Annotated in this window: 18 protein-coding genes; 7 read left to right on the top strand and 11 right to left on the bottom strand. The window is 31.5% G+C overall.

Features of this window, described 5'->3' with window-relative positions:
- Window position 1: 1 nt before the first annotated feature.
- Entirely contained in the window at window positions 2-1,336 is a 1,335-nt protein-coding gene (gene mtaB, locus AC1EUV_RS08105; protein ID WP_480198180.1) for a tRNA (N(6)-L-threonylcarbamoyladenosine(37)-C(2))-methylthiotransferase MtaB, read from the bottom strand.
- Between the two features lie 43 nt (window positions 1,337-1,379).
- On the opposite strand from mtaB, the gene AC1EUV_RS08100 reads away from it, so the two are divergent.
- Genes AC1EUV_RS08100 through AC1EUV_RS08090 form a run of 3 tightly spaced genes read left to right on the top strand, consistent with a single transcriptional unit; the run spans window position 1,380 to window position 3,842 of the window.
- Complete coding sequence (locus tag AC1EUV_RS08100) at window positions 1,380-1,934, top strand: GNAT family N-acetyltransferase (RefSeq protein WP_480198179.1); 555 nt, start codon at window positions 1,380-1,382, stop codon at window positions 1,932-1,934.
- Window positions 1,931-2,248, top strand: a complete 318-nt coding sequence (locus AC1EUV_RS08095; RefSeq protein ID WP_480198178.1) for an antibiotic biosynthesis monooxygenase family protein — start codon at window positions 1,931-1,933, stop codon at window positions 2,246-2,248. Before AC1EUV_RS08100 ends, AC1EUV_RS08095 begins: the two co-directional genes overlap by 4 nt.
- Window positions 2,232-3,842, top strand: coding sequence for an ABC transporter substrate-binding protein (locus AC1EUV_RS08090; protein ID WP_480198177.1), 1,611 nt, complete (start codon window positions 2,232-2,234; stop codon window positions 3,840-3,842). The genes AC1EUV_RS08095 and AC1EUV_RS08090 overlap by 17 nt, the downstream gene beginning before the upstream one ends.
- Here the strand turns inward: AC1EUV_RS08090 and AC1EUV_RS08085 are convergent.
- The 9 genes from AC1EUV_RS08085 to AC1EUV_RS08045 all read right to left on the bottom strand — a co-directional run bounded on the left by AC1EUV_RS08085 (window position 3,826) and on the right by AC1EUV_RS08045 (window position 12,520).
- Window positions 3,826-4,842, bottom strand: coding sequence for an endonuclease/exonuclease/phosphatase family protein (locus AC1EUV_RS08085; RefSeq protein WP_480198176.1), 1,017 nt, complete (start codon window positions 4,840-4,842; stop codon window positions 3,826-3,828). The genes AC1EUV_RS08090 and AC1EUV_RS08085 overlap by 17 nt on opposite strands.
- Before the next feature lie 23 nt (window positions 4,843-4,865).
- Window positions 4,866-5,720: a rhomboid family intramembrane serine protease gene (locus AC1EUV_RS08080; RefSeq protein WP_480198175.1), complete on the bottom strand. Its 855-nt coding sequence runs from the start codon at window positions 5,718-5,720 to the stop codon at window positions 4,866-4,868.
- Between the two features lie 12 nt (window positions 5,721-5,732).
- On the bottom strand, window positions 5,733-6,962 hold the full coding sequence (locus AC1EUV_RS08075) for a tetratricopeptide repeat protein (RefSeq protein WP_480198174.1): 1,230 nt from the start codon (window positions 6,960-6,962) through the stop codon (window positions 5,733-5,735).
- Window positions 6,962-8,272 carry an AAA family ATPase gene (locus AC1EUV_RS08070; RefSeq protein ID WP_480198173.1) on the bottom strand — a complete coding sequence of 437 codons (1,311 nt, stop codon included), beginning with the start codon at window positions 8,270-8,272 and terminating at the stop codon, window positions 6,962-6,964. The genes AC1EUV_RS08075 and AC1EUV_RS08070 overlap by 1 nt, the downstream gene beginning before the upstream one ends.
- Before the next feature lie 6 nt (window positions 8,273-8,278).
- Entirely contained in the window at window positions 8,279-9,040 is a 762-nt protein-coding gene (locus tag AC1EUV_RS08065) for a rhomboid family intramembrane serine protease (RefSeq protein ID WP_480198172.1), read from the bottom strand.
- Between the two features lie 3 nt (window positions 9,041-9,043).
- Window positions 9,044-10,876, bottom strand: a complete 1,833-nt coding sequence (mutL, locus tag AC1EUV_RS08060; protein ID WP_480198171.1) for a DNA mismatch repair endonuclease MutL — start codon at window positions 10,874-10,876, stop codon at window positions 9,044-9,046.
- Window positions 10,876-11,154: a riboflavin synthase subunit beta gene (locus tag AC1EUV_RS08055; RefSeq protein WP_480198170.1), complete on the bottom strand. Its 279-nt coding sequence runs from the start codon at window positions 11,152-11,154 to the stop codon at window positions 10,876-10,878. Before AC1EUV_RS08055 ends, mutL begins: the two co-directional genes overlap by 1 nt.
- A gap of 120 nt (window positions 11,155-11,274) precedes the next feature.
- Window positions 11,275-11,745: a 6,7-dimethyl-8-ribityllumazine synthase gene (gene ribH, locus AC1EUV_RS08050; protein WP_480198169.1), complete on the bottom strand. Its 471-nt coding sequence runs from the start codon at window positions 11,743-11,745 to the stop codon at window positions 11,275-11,277.
- Between the two features lie 10 nt (window positions 11,746-11,755).
- Window positions 11,756-12,520, bottom strand: coding sequence for a tetratricopeptide repeat protein (locus AC1EUV_RS08045; protein ID WP_480198168.1), 765 nt, complete (start codon window positions 12,518-12,520; stop codon window positions 11,756-11,758).
- A gap of 101 nt (window positions 12,521-12,621) precedes the next feature.
- Here AC1EUV_RS08045 and recF point away from each other — a divergent pair, with 101 nt between their 5' ends.
- From recF to AC1EUV_RS08025, 4 genes are all read left to right on the top strand, one after another.
- The gene (recF, locus tag AC1EUV_RS08040) at window positions 12,622-13,725 is read left to right on the top strand and encodes a DNA replication/repair protein RecF (protein WP_480198167.1); all 1,104 of its coding nucleotides are present in this window, start codon (window positions 12,622-12,624) and stop codon (window positions 13,723-13,725) included.
- A complete protein-coding gene (locus tag AC1EUV_RS08035; RefSeq protein ID WP_480198166.1) occupies window positions 13,712-14,008 on the top strand; it encodes a DciA family protein in 297 nt (98 codons plus the stop codon). The genes recF and AC1EUV_RS08035 overlap by 14 nt, the downstream gene beginning before the upstream one ends.
- A 67-nt stretch (window positions 14,009-14,075) precedes the next feature.
- The gene (locus AC1EUV_RS08030) at window positions 14,076-17,588 is read left to right on the top strand and encodes a choice-of-anchor D domain-containing protein (protein ID WP_480198165.1); all 3,513 of its coding nucleotides are present in this window, start codon (window positions 14,076-14,078) and stop codon (window positions 17,586-17,588) included.
- A 64-nt stretch (window positions 17,589-17,652) separates the two neighbouring features.
- The gene (locus tag AC1EUV_RS08025) at window positions 17,653-18,063 is read left to right on the top strand and encodes a S1 RNA-binding domain-containing protein (protein ID WP_480198164.1); all 411 of its coding nucleotides are present in this window, start codon (window positions 17,653-17,655) and stop codon (window positions 18,061-18,063) included.
- Window positions 18,064-18,117: 54 nt separating this feature from the next.
- Here AC1EUV_RS08025 and AC1EUV_RS08020 read toward each other — a convergent pair whose 3' ends face one another.
- Entirely contained in the window at window positions 18,118-19,359 is a 1,242-nt protein-coding gene (locus tag AC1EUV_RS08020) for an alpha/beta hydrolase (RefSeq protein WP_480198163.1), read from the bottom strand.
- Between the last annotated feature and the right edge of the window lie 75 nt (window positions 19,360-19,434).

The following is a 19,434-nucleotide window of genomic DNA, read 5'->3' as shown; positions in this document are numbered from 1 at the left end:
ATCAACTAAAAATAGACTCGTGTATAAAGTTAAAACGAACCAGTCCGTCAATATCAATATCTGTTAATTCAACTTTATGGAGCGTATTGACCAATTCAGGATTCCAAGGTGTTTTTACTTTTACGTAGTTTTCTGTAAAACCATAAATATATCCTTCTTTATTTTCACCTTCAAATAAAACAGTCAATTCATTTCCTAACTGGCTTTCATAAAAAGCATGTCGCTTTTTAGCAGACAAGCCACGTAACATTTTACTACGTTTATGCCTTATGTTTTTTGGTACAACTCCATCCATTAAAACAGCTTCTGTATTTTGTCTTTCAGAATAAGTAAATACGTGCAAATAAGAAATGTCTAGATCATTTAAATAATTATAAGTTTCTAAAAACAATTCTTCTGTTTCTCCAGGAAAGCCAACGATTACATCAACACCAATACAGGCGTTTGGCATTACTTCTCTAATTTTAGTAACTCGGTCTGTATATATTTTTCTCAAGTAACGACGCTTCATTTTTTTGAGTAATTCATCACTTCCGCTTTGAAGTGGAATATGAAAATGAGGCACAAAACTATTAGAGTTAGCTACAAAATCAATCGTCTCATCTTTTAAAAGATTAGGTTCGATGGAAGAGATACGTAATCTATGTATACCTGTTACTTTATCTAAAGCTTGCACCAGTTCAAAAAAAGTATGCTCATGTTTTTTATTGCCAAACTCTCCTTTACCATAATCACCAATATTCACTCCAGTAAGAACAATTTCCTTAATTCCTTTTTCAGAAATTTCTTTGGCATTTTTTAAAACATTGTCTAACGTGTCACTACGTGAAATTCCACGAGCTAATGGAATTGTACAGTAAGTACATTTATAATCGCAACCATCCTGTACTTTTAAGAATGCACGTGTTCTGTCACCAATAGAGTAGGAGCCAATATAGAAATCGGCCTCAGAAATCTCGCAAGAATGTACTTCACCAACATCATTTTTAGTCAAATCATTTAGATAGCTAGTAACATTAAATTTTTCTGTAGCTCCTAAAACCAAATCAACACCATCTACTGCAGCTAATTCTTCAGGTTTTAATTGGGCATAACATCCTACAGCAATTAAAAAAGCATCTTCATTTTGCTTTAAAGCTGATTTCACAACAGTTTTAAACCGTTTATCAGCATTATCAGTTACTGAACAGGTGTTAATAACATAAACATCCGCTTTCTCTTCAAAGCCAACGCGCATAAAACCTTCATTGGTAAAATTACGTGCAATAGTCGAGGTTTCAGAGAAATTCAACTTACAACCTAGAGTATAAAAAGCAACTTTTTTTTGTGCATTCATTACTGTACATTTACAGGTGTGCAAAAGTACAATTTTAGTGCCAATGAATCCAATTTTTGAAACAGAAAGTTTCCTTGCAAGGAGGTTGAAATTAACTGATTTTGAGCCATTTCACGAAATGCAGGGTAATGCTAAGGTCATGCAGTTTGTAAGAGGTAAACCTATGACTTTTGAAGAAGATAAAGAAGAGTTGGAAAAATTGATTATCTCGTATGATAAGCAAGATAATGATTTTTGGATCTTTGCTGTAGAAAGTAAGGTAGATAAAGCTTTTATTGGAACTGTGGCAATTGTAAAAAGTGAAGACCATGGGGAAAAAAGAGAGAATGATATTACTGTTCTTAATATTAAGGACAATGAATGTGAAATAGGATATCGTTTGCTCGAAAAATATTGGGAAAAAGGATATGCCAAAGAAATTGCAAAAGGTTTAATAAAGTATGCACAACAAATTGGGTTTAAACGTTTGATAGCCTGTGTTGCAGACGAAAATATAGCTTCAGCTAAAATTTTAAATTATTTAGGATTTCAATTTATCAAAGACTCTATTGCTGAAGATTTACAAATACGAGAGAAAAAATTTGAGTTATATTTATGATTGCCAATACACCACAACCGCCATACTATGCCGTTATTTTTTCTAGTATCAGATCCGAAGAGGAGAATGGTTATAACAATATGGCCAATAGAATGTTTGAATTAGCAGCAAATCAAATAGGTTATTTAGGTGTAGAAAAAGCCAGTAAAGAGATTGGAATTACAATTTCTTACTGGGATAGTTTAGAAGCTATTAAAAACTGGAGAATGAATGCCGAGCATACAATTGCTAGAGAAAAGGGTAGAAGTATTTGGTATCAATATTTCAAAGTTCGAATTTGTAAAGTTGAACGTGATTATGAATTTAGAAAGTAAATTTTCTTATTTCTTTATCGGAATATTACTATTAGCATGCACAAAACCTAAAAGTAATTTTGACGATTCTCGAGTATTTAGGTATAATGAACATTCTAATATCAGTTCATTAGATCCGGCATTTGCAAAAAAGCAAGCAGATATTTGGGCTGTAAATCAGCTGTATAACGGACTAGTACAATTGGATGATAGTTTACATGTCAAGCCAGATATTACTAAAAGCTGGACTATTTCTGAAGACGGGAAAACATATTCATTTACTCTAAGAGATGATGTGCAATTTCATAAACATCAGTTATTTGGCAAGGATTCTTCGCGCACAGTAAAAGCAGCTGATTTTGAATATAGTTTTAGTAGACTCTTAGATAAGAATGTTGCATCTCCCGGAGGTTGGGTTTTACAAAATGTAGAAAGTTTTAAAGCTGAAAATGATTCTACTTTTATTATTAATTTAAAAAAACCTTTTCCACCTTTTTTAGGATTGTTGTCTATGAAATACTGCTCAGTTGTCCCTAAAGAAATTGTTGAGTATTATGGCAATGATTTTAGATCGAACCCAATTGGTACAGGTCCGTTTCAATTTAAAATGTGGGTTGAAAATACAAAGTTGGTGTATCGTAAGAATCCCTATTATTATGAAAAAGATAAGCAGGGGAAACAATTACCATATCTTGAAGCTGTAGCTATTACTTTTTTGCCAGATAAGCAGAGTGAATTTTTACAATTAGTACAAGGTAATATTGATTTTCTTTCTGGGTTAGATGCTTCTTATAAAGATGATGCATTAACAACAGATGGAAAACTAAAAGATAGATATAAAGATCAGCTGCGTTTAATTACTGGTTCGTATTTAAATACAGAGTATTTAGGTTTAATGATGAATGTTGATTCTGAATATCCAACCTCAAGTCATTTATTGAGAAAAGCTATTAATTATGGTTTTGATCGCGAGAAAATGATACTATATATGCGTAATGGTATAGGCACGCCAGCTATAAATGGATTTATCCCTAAGGGTTTACCTTCTTTTAATGGATTAAAGGGCTATGAATATAATTCTGCTAAAGCAAAAGAATTAGTAGATCAATTTAAAAAAGAAACGGGGAATCATAATCCTGAAATTGCAATTACTACCAATAGTCAATATTTAGATTTATGTGAGTACATACAGAGAGAACTTGAAAAAGTAGGACTTGGTGTGAATGTCGATGTGGTTCCTCCTTCCACTTTGCGACAATCAAAAGCTACAGGAAAATTACCGATTTTTAGAGCCAGCTGGATAGCAGACTATCCAGACGCTGAAAATTATCTATCACTTTTTTATAGTAAAAATTTTGCTCCTAACGGACCTAATTATACGCATTTTAAGAGTGATGAGTTTGATAAGTTATATGAAGAAGCCTTTGTAACGGTAGATAATGAAACGAGATACGCTCTTTATCAAAAAATGGATAGTATTATTATCGCCAAAGCACCGGTGGTACCTTTATATTATGATGCCGTAGTGCGATTTTCACAAAAAAAAGTAAAAGGATTGGGTATTAACCCCATTAATTTATTGAATTTAAAACACGTTTCTAAAACGAAACAGTAGCCATAATTGGATAATGATCAGAATAGTTGACTTCGTAATTTTTATGATTTAAAATTTTTAAACCTTTATCCACTAAAATATAATCAATCCGTAAGGGAAAACCTTTAAAATCATAAGTCTTGCCAAAGCCTTCACCAGCTCTTAAAAAAGAATCTTTTAGTTCTACTTTCAAATTTTTATACACCCAAGAATAAGCCGTATTGTTGAGGTCTCCAACAGCAATTATTTTACCTGAATATTTATTCCTGACTTCTTGTAAAGGAGTAAGTTGATCTTCTTGAAGTTTAAATGCTTTTTTTAAGCGACTTATCAATCTATCCGAATCCTTTTGACCTAAATATTCTTCTTCAGGAACTAATCCAAGTGATTGTAAATGAAAATTATAAACACGTAATGTATCCTTGTTTTTAAGTATATCAACATAAATAATACGATCTTCATGTTTTTTGGAAAAAACTCTACCTTGATTTATTATTGGATACTTTGAGTAAAGTATTAAACCTGAAGTATATCTTCCAATTTTAGGATTATAAATATGTGGATAATTGATTGCTATACCCTCTGTATTTACAAATTCTTGTAACGCTACTATATCTGGATTCTCTTGTTGTATGAATTCGCTTATTTTATTGGGAATAGCTACATCATCTTTCCATTTTCTTTGATTGAATTTTCGCACGTTATAACTCATTATTTTAAGCTGATTTTCGCTTTCAATATCATCTTTTGATGAAAATTTATATATAGGAGTTGATACAAAAAAACCTAAAACCAAAACAAAAGCAGATAGTACAAATTGTTTTTTAAGTCCGATAATAATCCAGTATATAACGAATATAACATTAGTGATAATGAGTGCCGGAATTGCTAAGCCAATAATTGGTGCTAGCGAAAATGAAGAAGGCTTGGTATAAGGCACAAAAAAAGATAACAATAATAATATGGCAAATATATTATTGATAAAGAATAGTACTTTATTTACAAAAGATAGCTTCTTCATAAGGTTTGTAGGGTATGATTAGCTTACTTTTTACCAGCCGAAAATAAGAAATCTTTTTCTTCTTGCGTTAGTGTGTCATAACCCGATTTACTTATTTTATCTAATATGGTGTCAATTTTTCGCTGATGCATATTTTTATCTAATGATGTTTTGGATGGCTTTTCTTTTTTGTAAACGGTTTTTAGAGGCTTTTGTTTCTTTGATGTAAGTAAATTAGAAAACCATTTTCCTATATCATTACCTTTCTTTAATTGCAGAGTATTCAAATAACCTACTAAAGCTCCGCCTAAATGAGCGAACTCCCCTCCAGAATTATTCCCTGGGATTCCCGCTATAAATCCAATAGTTAATAATGTTGATATTACCCATAATTTGACAACAATTAAACCAAAAAGATTAACCTCGTAATTTGGGACGTAAGCCGTTATTCCAATTAATGTCGAAAAAATAGCTGCTGAAGCCCCTATTAAAACTGCTGATTCATTTTTAAATGCTGGCAACAAATTATATGCTAACAAAAATATAATACCGCCAGCTATAATACCTAATATATAGTAAGATAGAAATTGTTTTTCATTAAAGAAATTTAAAAAAATTCTACCGGTAAAATATAAGACTATGATGTTTCCCAATAGGTGAAAAAAACTATAGTGCAAAAAACTGTACGTAAATAATGACCAGGGTATACTGGTAAGACTTGTAATATTATCTGGTAGAGCTAGATAATCTGTAAAAAAATAAGAATTATTGGCATTGACGGAATAAAATATTGCATTATAAATAGCAATAATGGCAAATATTCCAACATTAATGAAAATAAGTTTTATTGAAATATCTGATAAATTGTACTTTGATTTTAATTCTGCAAAAACACTCATAAATCTGTTTGTTTAATCCTTTAATAAGCCACTTAACCAAGTATAAGCAATCATCATTATAAATACGGAACCCGTTAAATATAATTGATTATTAAAAAATATAGCATTAAATATTCCTATTAATAGCATTATAATACTATAACTTAGACTTATCAGTCTAGAATTTTTATTCGGAAATTGCCTTGAATGAGTAATTGGTAATATAGTAAATAAAGACGTTAGAGATATGGTTAAAAAAGAACTTATATTAAGAGTGTAAAATAGAGAGATAGTTATGATTGAAATTGAGCCAAAAGATAATAATAGTAGTCCAGACTCTTTATCTCTTTTATTTAGTAAATATTTTCCGTAATTATTAAATAATAAAATGGCGTTTGATGTTGGAGTTATCAACCATGAGCCTAAGGCAAAAACTAAATAAGCAAAAACCAAAATAGGGGCTATATATGATAATCCGATATTTTTGAAAAAAGAATATGCGAATCTGTAAAGGATATAAATTCCAATTATAAAAAACCATTGCTGATTTTTAGACTTATTTTGAATCCAAAAAGCATATTTTAGAAAAGATCTATATATAAAGTTTTGTGATTTAATAGCCTCTACCATACCCTCTCTGGCATACTGATTATTTGGATCTTTTCGAAGGGCTTCTTTGAAGTGTTCTTTAGCAACTTTATGATTTCCAATTTCTAAGTTTGTCCAGCCAGCATTCGAATGTGTAAATTCATCTTCAGGATTGTCACTAAGTGTATTTTGTAACGTCTCAAAAGCTTCATCTTTTTTCTTTAGCTTAGTTAGTGCCTGTGTTCTGGTGTTAAGACAGTTTAAGTTTTTGGCATCAATATTTAATCCTTGATTAGCCATGTTAAGAGCATCATCAAATTTTTTCAAAGTCAAAAATATTAAAGATTTTTGACCGAAATAATCGGCATCATAAGGGTCAATATTAATAGCTAAATTAATGGATTCTAATGCTTTATCATGTTTGTTTTTTTGTAATAAAATAATTGAATTTAAGTAGTGAGCATTACTGAAATTTGGATTTGTAGATAAAATCGATTTGATAAGTTTTTCTGCAGAATCAAATTTATCTAAATTAAGATAACAAAGAACAAGATAATATTTAGTGTATTCGTCATTTGGGTTAATAGATAACTCTTCTTTAAAAGCTTTTATAGCATCTTGATATCGGCCCAAATTAAATAATTGAGTACCTCTTAAATAATATGATGATTCCATTATTTCTTAATGTTTAGGTAGTCAAGTATCTCGTCATATAGACCAGAATCATTGGAGTAAAGAGCATAATTTTTTGCAGAATTAAACCATTCTTTAGTGCTAGGATTTGTTTTTTTTATAGCTTTAGAAATAGCTTTAGTGGATATAGGCTCAAGCTTACCAGTTTTAAAGGATTCTTGTAGTTTTTCTTCAATGGCAATATCTATAACTGCATTTATGTCTGCGCCTGAGAAACCTGAAGATATTTTTGAAAGTTTATCTGTATCTATCTCACTTGTAGGTTTTTCTTTTAGATTTAATTTGAAAATTTCCTCTCTGGCATCAACATCAGGAGGAGAGATGAATATTATTCTATCAAATCTCCCAGGTCTTCTAAAAGCTGGATCAAGATGCCAAGGAGTATTTGTAGCACCTAAAATCAATATACCGTCATTATTAGAATTTATTCCGTCTAACTCTGCTAAAAATTGATTGATTAAAGTTCGTCCGCCGCTTTTAGACATATCATTTCTATTTGCTCCTAAAGCATCAATTTCATCAATAAAAATTACGCAAGGGATATTTCTACGGGCTGTTTCAAAAATTTCATGTAAGTTCCTTTCGCTATTTCCTATCCACATATCTAGAATATCGTTAATACCAACACTAATAAAATTGGCATTGATTTCTCCAGCGGTTGCTTTAGCAATATAAGTTTTTCCACAGCCTGGAGGGCCGTAAAGTAATATGCCGCCACCTATTTTCTTGCCATAAGCTTTATATAATTCTGGGTGAAGAAGTGGTTGAATTATCTTAAGAGAAATTTCCGATTTCACATTTGTCATTCCACCAACATCTTTAAAACTAATGCTAGGTTTTTCAATAAAACTTAATGCATCTTCGTCTATACCATTACTACTACTAGAGTGGGTACTAATTTTTAATGAACTTTCTAGTTCTTCATTTCTATATCCAGGAACTTGTTCTAGCATTAATTTAAAAACATCTTGAGCTCCACTTATTTCCCCCTGTTTAATAAGTGTTTTACAATACAATTCCTGTACTTCAATATTATTTTGGTTTGTAGCTAGTATTTCTTCAATTATAACTTGTGAAACAGAATACTTACCTAAAGAATAATAAACACTCGCTAGAGCTATTTTAGCTTGTAAATTTTTTGGATCTATATTCAATATTGTTGTATATTCTTTTTCAGCATTTTCAAATTCAAAAACCCTCTCATAGCATTTACCTAGTCTCAACCTTAAAGGAATATTATTTGGTGAATACTTTAAAGCTTCAACTAAATCATTTATTAAATCTCTTTCCATATATTGTTAATACCACCTTTTAAATTGATTTTTTTTCCAGTACCACATTATAATAAAACCGAATAATGCACCGCCTAAATGAGCAAATCTCCCAACATTATCGCCCGGCATTCTAAAAACACCAAAAAACAAATCTGTAAATAAAATTATTGGTACAAAAACTCTTGCTTCTATCATTATTGGAAGAAATATTAAGCCCATTTTAGCTTTGGGTTGGAGCATTGCAAACGATATCATTATTCCATAAAGAGCCCCAGATGCACCAACAGCTATTTTATTATATGCGGAATAAAATTTGTTTAAATTAGATTGGGAAATATTTATATCAAAATTTGAACTCACTGAACCAGTTTCCAAAAAAGTACTTATTTGAGTTGAATTTAAACCAGATTGGATAAATTCATTATAGATTGGATTAAATTGTAAATAATCAATACCTGTTGAAAAAAAAGCGGCGCCTATACCTGCAGAAAAATAAAGGAATAAAAACTTTTGTTTTCCTAACATTTGTTCCACCGAGCTTCCAAACATCCATAAACCAAACATGTTAAACGCAATATGCATTATACTCATCTGCAACATAGCAGGCTCAAAAACATAACCATGCATAAACATGTGAGTTATGTATTGCCATGGTTTAAATAATTTATTTTCAGGGAAATGGAATGCGAATAAATCATAGAAAGGTTCTTTAAATACAAACGATGCTGCAAAGAAAATTACATTAATAATAATTAAATGCTTTACTGTGTCTGTAATTCGCATCATAACTTAACTATCAAATTTCAACTGAATTTCTTCTAAAGGCAATGTGATAAATGTACTTTTGCCATAAGGAGAGTGGTTGGGTTCTTTGCAAGAGAATAGTTTTTCAAGTATTTCTTCTTGCTCTATCATATTTAGTTTCACACCGTTTTTTATTGCCAAACTTTTGGCTAAACTTTTAGAAATAATGTCTATTTGACTAAAACTAGTTTCTGGTATTTCATGTCGAACATTTTCTAACAACTCTTCAAGAATCGAACGAATTTCACTCTCTTTTATTAAGGTTGGTATTCCCTTAATTACAACACTTTCAGATACTACGCTATCAAATTGAAATCCGATACTTTCTAGATCAGTTCTCATTTCTTTAAGTAATTGTATTTCGATAGTAGTAAAGCTTAATTCTATCGGAAATAATAATTGTTGACTAGCGGCTTCGTCTATGGTAATTATGGTTAAAAACTCTTCATATAAAATACGTTGGTGCGCTAAGTTCTGATCAATCATAACAATACCAGACTTAATAACACTTAAAATATATTTTTGATGTATCTGAAATGTTTTTCCTGCTCTATTTGTAGATTGCTGTTGGTCAAAAAGTTCTTTAGTAACCTCTTGTGATTCCACCTCTATATTTTCTATTGCTAAAGCATCGTCTTTAACATTTACATATAGAGAACTCCAACTGGTATTTTGTTCTTTTCTAAAAGTTGGTGATGATTTTTTTCCTGTTTCAAACGGATTAAAACTGGGATCAACAGTTACTTTAGGAGTTGTAGCTTTTTTTTCTTTAAAATCATATGGAACATCAAGAGTTGCATCCTTTTCAAAATCTAATACTGGAGCAACATTGTACTGCCCTAAACTATGTTTAATAGTAGATCTCAATATAGCATACAGTGCATGTTCATTATCAAACTTTACTTCAGTTTTTGTAGGGTGTATATTAATATCAAGGGTATTAGTAGGTACTTTTAAATACAAAAAATACGATGGATGATATCCATGCGCTAATAATCCTTCAAAGGCATTGACTACTGCATGATGCAAATAACCATGTTTAATAAAACGATCGTTCACAAAAAAGAATTGCTCACCTCTTTTCTTTTTAGCAAAATTTGGTTTGGCAATAAATCCCTCAATTTTTACTATATCCGTTTCTTCGCTAATCGGAACTAGCTTTTCATTTGTTTTACTCCCTAAAATTGATACAATGCGCTGACGTAAATTACCAGACTTTAAATTAAAAAGTTCACCATCATTGTGATACAGTGAGAAAGAAACTGATGGATGTGCTAAAGCTACTCGTTGAAATTCGTCAATAATATGTCTGCTTTCTACACTATTTGATTTTAAAAAATTACGTCGAGCAGGTATATTATAGAATAAATGTTTCACAGCAATACTCGTTCCCTTAGGTGTAGAAATAAGACTTTGCGAAATAATCTTGCTACCCTCTAATTTTATTTGTGTGCCTAATTCGTTATTATCTGACCTAGTTTTTAATTCTACATGAGATATAGCAACAATAGAAGCCAAAGCTTCACCTCTAAATCCTTTGGTGGTTAGGTTGAAAAGATCATCGGCCGATTTTATTTTTGAGGTTGCATGACGCTCAAATGCTAATCGTGCATCAGTTTCACTCATGCCAATACCATTATCGATTACTTGTATTAGTGATTTGCCAGCATCTTTAATTAATAATTTAATTTCGGTTGCATCGGCATCAATGGCATTTTCGAGTAATTCTTTTACGACAGATGAAGGACGTTGTACTACTTCGCCAGCTGCAATCTGATTAGCAACATGATCTGGTAAAAGCTGAATGATATCTGGCATTATTCTGATAGGAAGATTGAAAGGTCAAAATTGATGAGGTATAAGAAGATGAAAATTAGAATAGCGGCAATAATAAAAATTGTTTTGTTAGAACCTTTATTCTCTGAACTTTTAAGCTCTTCTACTGCATCAATAAATTTAGCTTTTAGATTTTTATTCTTGCCTGTGGTAGTTCTAAACTCATCAAACTTATGTTTGATTTCAAAAGGATTTCCTTCTCCTTTATAATATCTAGGCTGATATTCAAATTTTTTAGGTTTACGTTTAAAGAATCCCATAAGGCAAAAAATATTGTTTAGATTTTAGCACAAAAATCTTACCATTTTTGATGGTAAATCAAAAGTACCAAAATTAAAAAGAGTGGTCAAATTTTGTTTATAACAAGCGCGTTAAATCTATCATAAAGTTGCCATTTTTATGGCAGCAATAGCGCATTCTACACCTTTATTACCTAATTTTCCGCCTGACCTATCAATAGATTGTTGCATTGTATTATCTGTAAGAACACAGAAGATAGTAGGTGTGTCGTATTGTATGTTTAAGTCTTTAATACCTTGTGAAACGGCATCACATACAAAATCAAAATGCTTTGTCTCACCTTGAATAACGCAACCTATTGTAATAATAGCATCAAAAGATGCTGTTCTTAATAAATGCTTGGCACCATATATTAACTCATAACTGCCTGGAACATCTAACCTAGAAATATTTTTAGGTAACGCACCACAGTCAATAAGGGTTTCCTTAGCTCCTATAAAAAGATTGTTGGTAATAGCATTGTTCCACTCAGAAACAACAATCCCAAATCGAAGAGCCTTCGCATTTGGGATTGTAGCTTTATCATAATATGATAAATTAGTAGTTGCCATAGTTAGCTAATTACTGTTGTGCAAATTTAGCTCTTTGTATAAAAACATCTATTTCTTGACCTTCTTCAGATTTAGAGTAGTTGTCCTTTATTCTATTAAATAAATTTTCAGCTTTTTTAAATTCTTTTAAATCTAATGCTGTTCTACCTGCTTTCATTAGGTAGATAGGTGAGGTAAACTCGTTGCTTTTAAAATCTGCGGCTTTTTCATAATATTCTAATGCTTCTTCGGGTTGATTTATTTCTGCGAAAGCATCACCAATATTACCTAAAGCTAACGCTCCTAAAATTTGATCATCTGTTGAAAAATCACCTAATTGAGAAATAGCATTTTGATAATCTTTCTTTTTTAAATACGAAATACCTGCCATATATTTAGCTAAATTTCCAGCATTGGTACTTCCATAATTGTCTATAATATCTAATAACCCATACTTTCCGTCTGTACCATTTAATGCTAAATTATATAATGAGTCAGCTTCAACAGTATTGGTTTGAGCTTGGTCAAAGAAACTTTTTGAATATGCTAGTTCATCGGCAGCTTCTAGTTCTCTAGGTTCTTTTACATATTTATTATATGCTAAATATGCTAAAATTAATGTAGCAATAATCACCAAACCAGCAAATAAGGGCTTGCTATTTTTTTCTACCCATTGCTCTGATTTTGAAGCGGTCTCATCAAGTGTATTAAACACTTCTGCAGTAGTACTATTTGCTTCAATATTTTGCTTTACTTCTTTATTCGCTTTGTTTCCTCTTTTCTTATAAGTTGCCATTCGTTTCAAAATTTGAATGCGCAAAAATATAATTTTTTATCGAATTCTAAGGTGTATAATTGCTGTAATTTTTGTTTTTTTGTAGTCAGACAGCCACTAGAATGTATCTTAAAAAAATTGCATTAGTAAATTATAAAAATTTCTCCTCAACGGATTATATTTTTGATGAGAAAATAAACTGTTTTGTCGGTAACAATGGTGTAGGTAAAACGAACGTGTTAGATGCAATTTATCATTTGGCTTTCGCAAAAGGATATTTTAATAGTATTGCCTTGCAAAATATTAAACATGATGAAGATTTCTTTTTAATTGAAGGTGTTTTTGAAAAGGAAAGTCGTGAAGAGGTAATTAGTTGTAGCTTAAAGCGAGGACAAAAAAAAGCAGTAAAGAGAAATGGTAAGTTATATGATAAATTATCTAATCATATAGGCTTAATACCATTGGTAATTATTTCACCATCAGACACTAATCTGATTGTAGAAGGTAGTGATGTGCGTAGAAAATTTATTGATAGCGTTATCTCTCAGTCAGATAAAATATACTTACAGAATTTAATTTCGTATAATAAAGTACTTTCCCAACGGAATTCTTTGTTGAAGTATTTTGCTTTAAATCATACATTTGATGTTCTAAATTTAAATATTTATAATGAGCAATTAGTTGATTTTGGGTATAAAATTTACGAGAAACGGAAACAATTCTTGACTGATTTTATTCCGTTATTCAGAAAACGTTATCAGATAATCGCTCAAACAGAAGAGAAGGCAGATTTGGCCTATAAATCTCAATTAGAATCTGATTCATTAGAAAATTTACTTGAAACTAATCTTGAAAGAGATCGGTTATTGCAGTATACTTCAGTAGGAATCCATAAAGATGACTTGTTATATACTATAGATGATCATTTGGTTAAAAAGTTCGGTTCACAAGGTCAACAGAAATCATATTTAATAGCGTTAAAATTGGCTCAATTTGACCTGGTCAAAGAACAGTCAAATACAACACCAATATTACTATTAGATGATATTTTTGATAAATTAGATAAGACAAGAGTAGCTAAACTCATATCTTTAGTGAATGATGACAATTTTGGGCAATTGTTTATTTCTGATACTCATGTTAATAGAACAGAAGAAATTATTAAAAAGACTGAGCAATCGTATAAAATGTTTGAGTTAAAAAAGTTAAGTAATGTCGAAGCGTAATAATGAATTTCTGTCTATGCTAGAGGCAATGAAAGAAATGCTTAATGAAAACAATTTACAAAAAGGTATAGACCAAATCTTGGTGAAAGAGGCATGGTTAGAGGTTATGGGTCAAGGGGTTATGAGTTACACACTTTCAGTAAAACTTGTCAACAGAGAGCTTAAAGTTAAGCTTTCTTCTTCTGCTTTACGCGAAGAATTAAGTTATGGTAAAGATAAGATCATTACATTAATGAACGAAAACTTAAAGAAAACCGTTATAAATAAGATAAAACTCCTGTAAAACAGGATAGAATTTATATATTTGTAAATTAAGAAAAAGATTAAAAAGGGAATTTAATATACTACTCATGATGAAAAAATTACTATGCACTTTTCTATTTACTGTATTTGCTGTTATTCTGGTCCAAGGTCAGGATACTGTTAGTGGAAGAAGTGACTCTGGAAGTACATTTCAAGAAATTTCGACTACAAGTACATCACCTCCTTCTAATACGGTGACCATTACTGAAGGCACCGATTTTGGTTCTGTAGCAGCAGGTGATTTAAATACTAACGAGTTTGTATTTACAAGTGGTGTTGCTGGAACAAGAACATTGATAACAACTGAGTTTCCGGCTAGTACGGGGCCAGATTATACTGGATCTTTTGTTGTTGGTGGACCAGTGCCAAGTTCAGGAATAGAATTAGATGATCAATCTTTTTTTGATATCACATTTCAGCCGGAAGTAGGTGCTACAGTTGGTGAAGTAAGAACAATTTATGTTAGAGTTCGAGCGGCTACTGGTGGTTTTGGAACTCCTTCAGATTATTTCTTTCAGGTTACGGGAACTGTTGGTGCATCTTCACCTCAAATAGAGGTTTTGAATAATGATGGTAATCCAATAACTGGGGGAACTACAGATAATTTTGGTACCGTAGTTGGTAACTTCGGATCGGTTTCGAGACAATATACAATAGTAAATAATGGTACGGGAGCGTTAAATGTAAATGATATTATTTTTGCTTCAACATTTACTTCAACTAGTACAGAAGACTTTGAATTACAAGGGGTAACTTTACCTGCTTCTGTAGCCGCAAATGGAGGTTCTTTAACATTTAATATTGTTTTTACTCCACAAGACCCAGATGCACCAGGTCTTAGTGATGTTCCATATAATGACTTTGTTGGTATAGAAACAGAAACTGTTCCTAATCCACCAGGTGATCCGTTTCCGAATGACCCTACTGATTTTATTTTTCAAATCACTGGTACAGGAACTGCTCCTTCACCAGTGATGGCAGTAACTGGTAACAGTAACCCTATTACTGGTAATGACACCAATATTCCTAGTGTAACTAATGACACTTATTTTGGTGATGTACAAACAAATGGAGGAACTTCCGTACGAACATATACAATTACAAATAATGGGACTTATGATTTAATATTGAACGGTATACCCGTAGTTAGAATAGATGATGATGCTCAAAATAATTTCTCAGTTACATCTTCTCCTGGTTTAACAACGTTAACACCTGGGCAGTTTACAACATTTCAAGTGACATTTGATCCAAATTCACCAGCTGAATTAAAAACAGCTGAAATTAATATTCCAAATAATGCTGGAGCAGAATATGTTTTTGATATAAGTGGTGATGCTAGTACTGGTCCGCCACCAGGTAGCCCATTACTAATAACTCAATACTATGAAGGAGGCGGAAGTGAACAATACTTAGAGATTAAGAATGTTTCTGCTAATGATGTTCAAAATGGAGATTTTTTTGTGGCTATTTACTTTAATAATAGAACAACTAACGGTATTATTAATTCTCAAGCTCCAGATAGAAACTTTCAACTTCCTTTTATAGGTGCTGGTGATGTCTTTTTACTGAGAAATATTGGAGCCTCTGGTAACGGAACTCCAACAGATCAATTAGTTTTTGATGGAGATGATGTTATTTTAATTTCTACTACAAATGATGCTGGAACTTATGCTGCAAGAATAGATATTATGGGAGTTGTTGGTAATGCAACTCCACCATCTTGGGGAAGTAATACATCTTTCATAAAAGGATGTGGTACAAACGAGATACCATCTACAAGTTTTTTATATGATTCTGGAACGAATACAGTTTTAGACTATATTGAGATCTCTGATTTATCTGAAGTAGATAACGCAAACCCTACTACAAATTTATATTTAGGAACACAAACAGTAGGTTCCACTACTTATAGTGGCGGATGGACAAACGGAATACCGGATAAAACGAAGGATGCAATTATTTCTGGCACATACAATGCGGCTGCAGGTTCTTTTGAAGCTTGTAATTTAACAATTAATGGAAGTATAAACTTAGATGGCGGAACTTCTAATTATGTTAAAGTTGCTGAAAATATAAATATAAATGGAAGTTTTATTATTGGTGACACAGAATCATTAATTACAACAAGTTCTAGCTCGAATCCAATTTCTGGTTCAATTACGAAACGTGAAAGCTCAACACCGCTAAACAATTTTAGAGATTTTACTTATTGGTCTTCTCCTGTAGAGAATGCCGATATAGCTACAGTTTTTAGTGGGGTTCAAAGAGTGTTTTATTTGGAAACACCACAGGTTGGTAACCCAGGTTACTGGGCTGTTGCCTCAGGGACTATGGAAGAAGGTAGGGGTTATATAGCAGAGGCACCCACAGGTTCGACTCAACACAATGTGTCTTTTACTGGAACTCCGCATCATGGCTTTTTATCAAGAGGTATAGGTTTTGATAGTGATTGGCCTGGAGGTTATGGGTTTAATTTAGTGGGTAATCCTTACCCATCAGCGATAGATGCTGATATCTTTATTGAGTTCACTGACAATGATGGTCCGAACAATGTTATATTTGATAATAATGCAATAGATGGTACTTTATGGTTTTGGACGCATACAACTGCTTATCAAGATAACCCAGGTGAAGATAATGATTATACTGTTGATGACTATGCAACATATAATCTAGCAGGGGGTACAGCAGTTGGTAGTGGTAGTGGCACCGGATCGCCATCGGGTAGTTTAGCACCCAATGGTAATATAGCTTCAGGACAAGGTTTCTTGGTAAACGCAATTACAGGAGGCGCTAATGTTTTTTTTGATACAAGTATGCAGCTAGAAGGTGGTAATAACCAATTTTTTAGAGGTAGTTCAAAAAAATCGAAAAACCAAGATGAAAAAGATAGAATGTGGTTGAATGTGACTAGTAAAGAGGGGGGCGCTTTTAACCAAATTTTAGTTGGTTTTTTCGAAAAAGCTAGTGACGGGTTTGATAGAGGGTATGACGGATTAAAATTTGATGGCGGTAACTTTGTTAGTTTGTATTCTAATATGGGAGAGAATCGTTATGCAATTCAAGGATTTGGACCTTTTTCTGCAGATAAAAAGATATCTATTGGTTTTGATTCTTATATAAAAGAAGAATTTGTTATTTCTATAGATAGAACAGAAGGTGTATTAGACAATGAAGAAATCTATTTAGTTGATAATGAATTAAACATTGTACATGATCTTAAGACATCTGATTATGAATTCGAGATTACAGAAGAAGGTAGCTTCTCAGATAGATTTACGTTGCAGTTTAATAAATCTGTGTTGAGTGTAAATGGAGAAGAATTAAACAATGATTTTATTGTTGTAAATGAAGATAATACATTAAGAATTAGATCTAATAATCAGATTTCTGAACTAAAAGTTTATGATATGTTGGGTAGATTGTTAATAGATAGAGCTCCAAATGAATTAGACTTTTACTTAAATACTCAAAATATTTCTAAAGGTACTGTTCTTATATTAAATGCAGTATTAGAAAATGGCGCTGAAGTGAGCAAAAAAGCAATAAAATATTAATTGTTGATTTTAAATATATAAATTTAAGCCTTGCTAAAGCGAGGCTTTTTTAATTATAAAGAATATGAAAGAAGGTGATAAGGTAAATCTAATAATTGGTAAAGAGTCGCCATTGGGGTTTTCTGTATTAATCAATGAAGAATATGAAGGTTTATTATACAGGAACGAAATTTTTCAAGCTATAGAAGAAGGTCAACGAACTACTGGGTATATAAAAAAGCTTAGAGAAGATGATAAGATTGATGTGAGTTTGTCTCCACAAGGTTTTAAGAATGCTATTGAAAATATATCTAATCGATTACTACATGCTTTAGAGGAAAATAAGGGTGTTTTAGAATTAACAGATAAAAGCTCACCAGAAGAGATTAAAAGTCAATTACAGATGAGTAAAAAGAATTTTAAAAAGGCAATTGGTAATCTGTATAAGCAAAAGAAAATTAAAATAGAAGAAGATGGTATATATCTTCTAAAGTAAATAAGGACGAGAATTTTTTAAAATTCGTCCTTATTTATCATATGAAATAATATTTTATCTGCCTCCTTCAGTTTCCTCTTCAACAGATTCTTCTTCTAAAGTTTCTTCCTCAATTGGCTCATTCTTCTTTTTAGTTTTGGCTAAAACACGCTCAACATTCTGAAAATAACCATCTGCATTAGGGTCATCAGAAGATATCTTGGCATATCCGTTCTTATAGTATTTTAAAGCTCTTTTAAGATCATTACCTGTTTCATAATATTGACCAATATAATAATCTCCAATTGGTGATTCTGGATATAGGCGATTAATCATTTTACCGAACTCTTCTAAGTAATCACCATTTTCTTTATCTAAAACGATTGACTCTATAGCAAAAATGTCACGTTGCCTTACTTTAAGGTTTGATCCGAATAAGTACTGAATTTCTACATATTTTCTTTCTAAGTATTCAATAGCTTCAGCTGGACTTAGGTCAGCAATGTGATTATCAAATTCTTGTTTAGAAATAGAAGAATACATTTCGAATATATGTGCAACCGCTCCAGGGATAGCTTGCCCTATAGAAGATATTTTTGTAGAATTATCAAATTCATCAAATCTATAGATAAAGTTCTCGTTTTCAATATTATTTAAGATGTAGTGAATCTTTTCTATAGCTTTATCCTTCTTTACACCATTGTACTTCCCTGTATTCATATAGAAATAGGTGTTATTTTCTAAACTTGGAACTTTCCCTTGAAAAAGACCTGCTACATCAGGTGGAAATAACGGATTAATATTAATATAGGCCGTAAAAGGTGGATTTTGCTCTACCAAGTAATAATTAATAAAATTGGCAGTAAGCGTATTACCTACAATAGTCTTGAAAGGTGAAATTCGATACTTACTTTCTATATGGTTAAGTAATTCATTTTTTATGAATTTATAGAATTTAGAACTTGTTTCAGTCAATAAGCCATTTGCAATACTAATTTCACAATCTGATTTTCGCTCATTTCTCTGATTTTGATAAACCCCTACTACTATTTGTTCTGGAGCTTTATCTTTAGAAGCAAATAATTTTGAATTTGCAACATAAATATCAAATAGGTACTCCGCATCCAATACAATAGCTAAAGGATAAACCCTAGTTGAATCTTCTTTGTAGGAATCCGGGACGTAAATTTTTAAGATACGTTCGTTATTTAATTCGCCTGACATTTCCATTGAAGTAAACTTCTCCAAATGAGTGTTTTGCGAAAATCCGTAAATGGTAAAAAAGAGTAAAAATAGTTTAGCGCACAATTTTTTCATCTCAAGTATTTTTAAGTTATAAAAAGCTAATTTTTTTAGTATTTTTCATAGTCATATCTTTACAAACGAATTAAA

The sequence above is a fragment of the Maritimimonas sp. 2304DJ26-3 genome (genome assembly GCF_056591635.1).
This window is presented reverse-complemented; position numbering and strand designations above follow the sequence as displayed.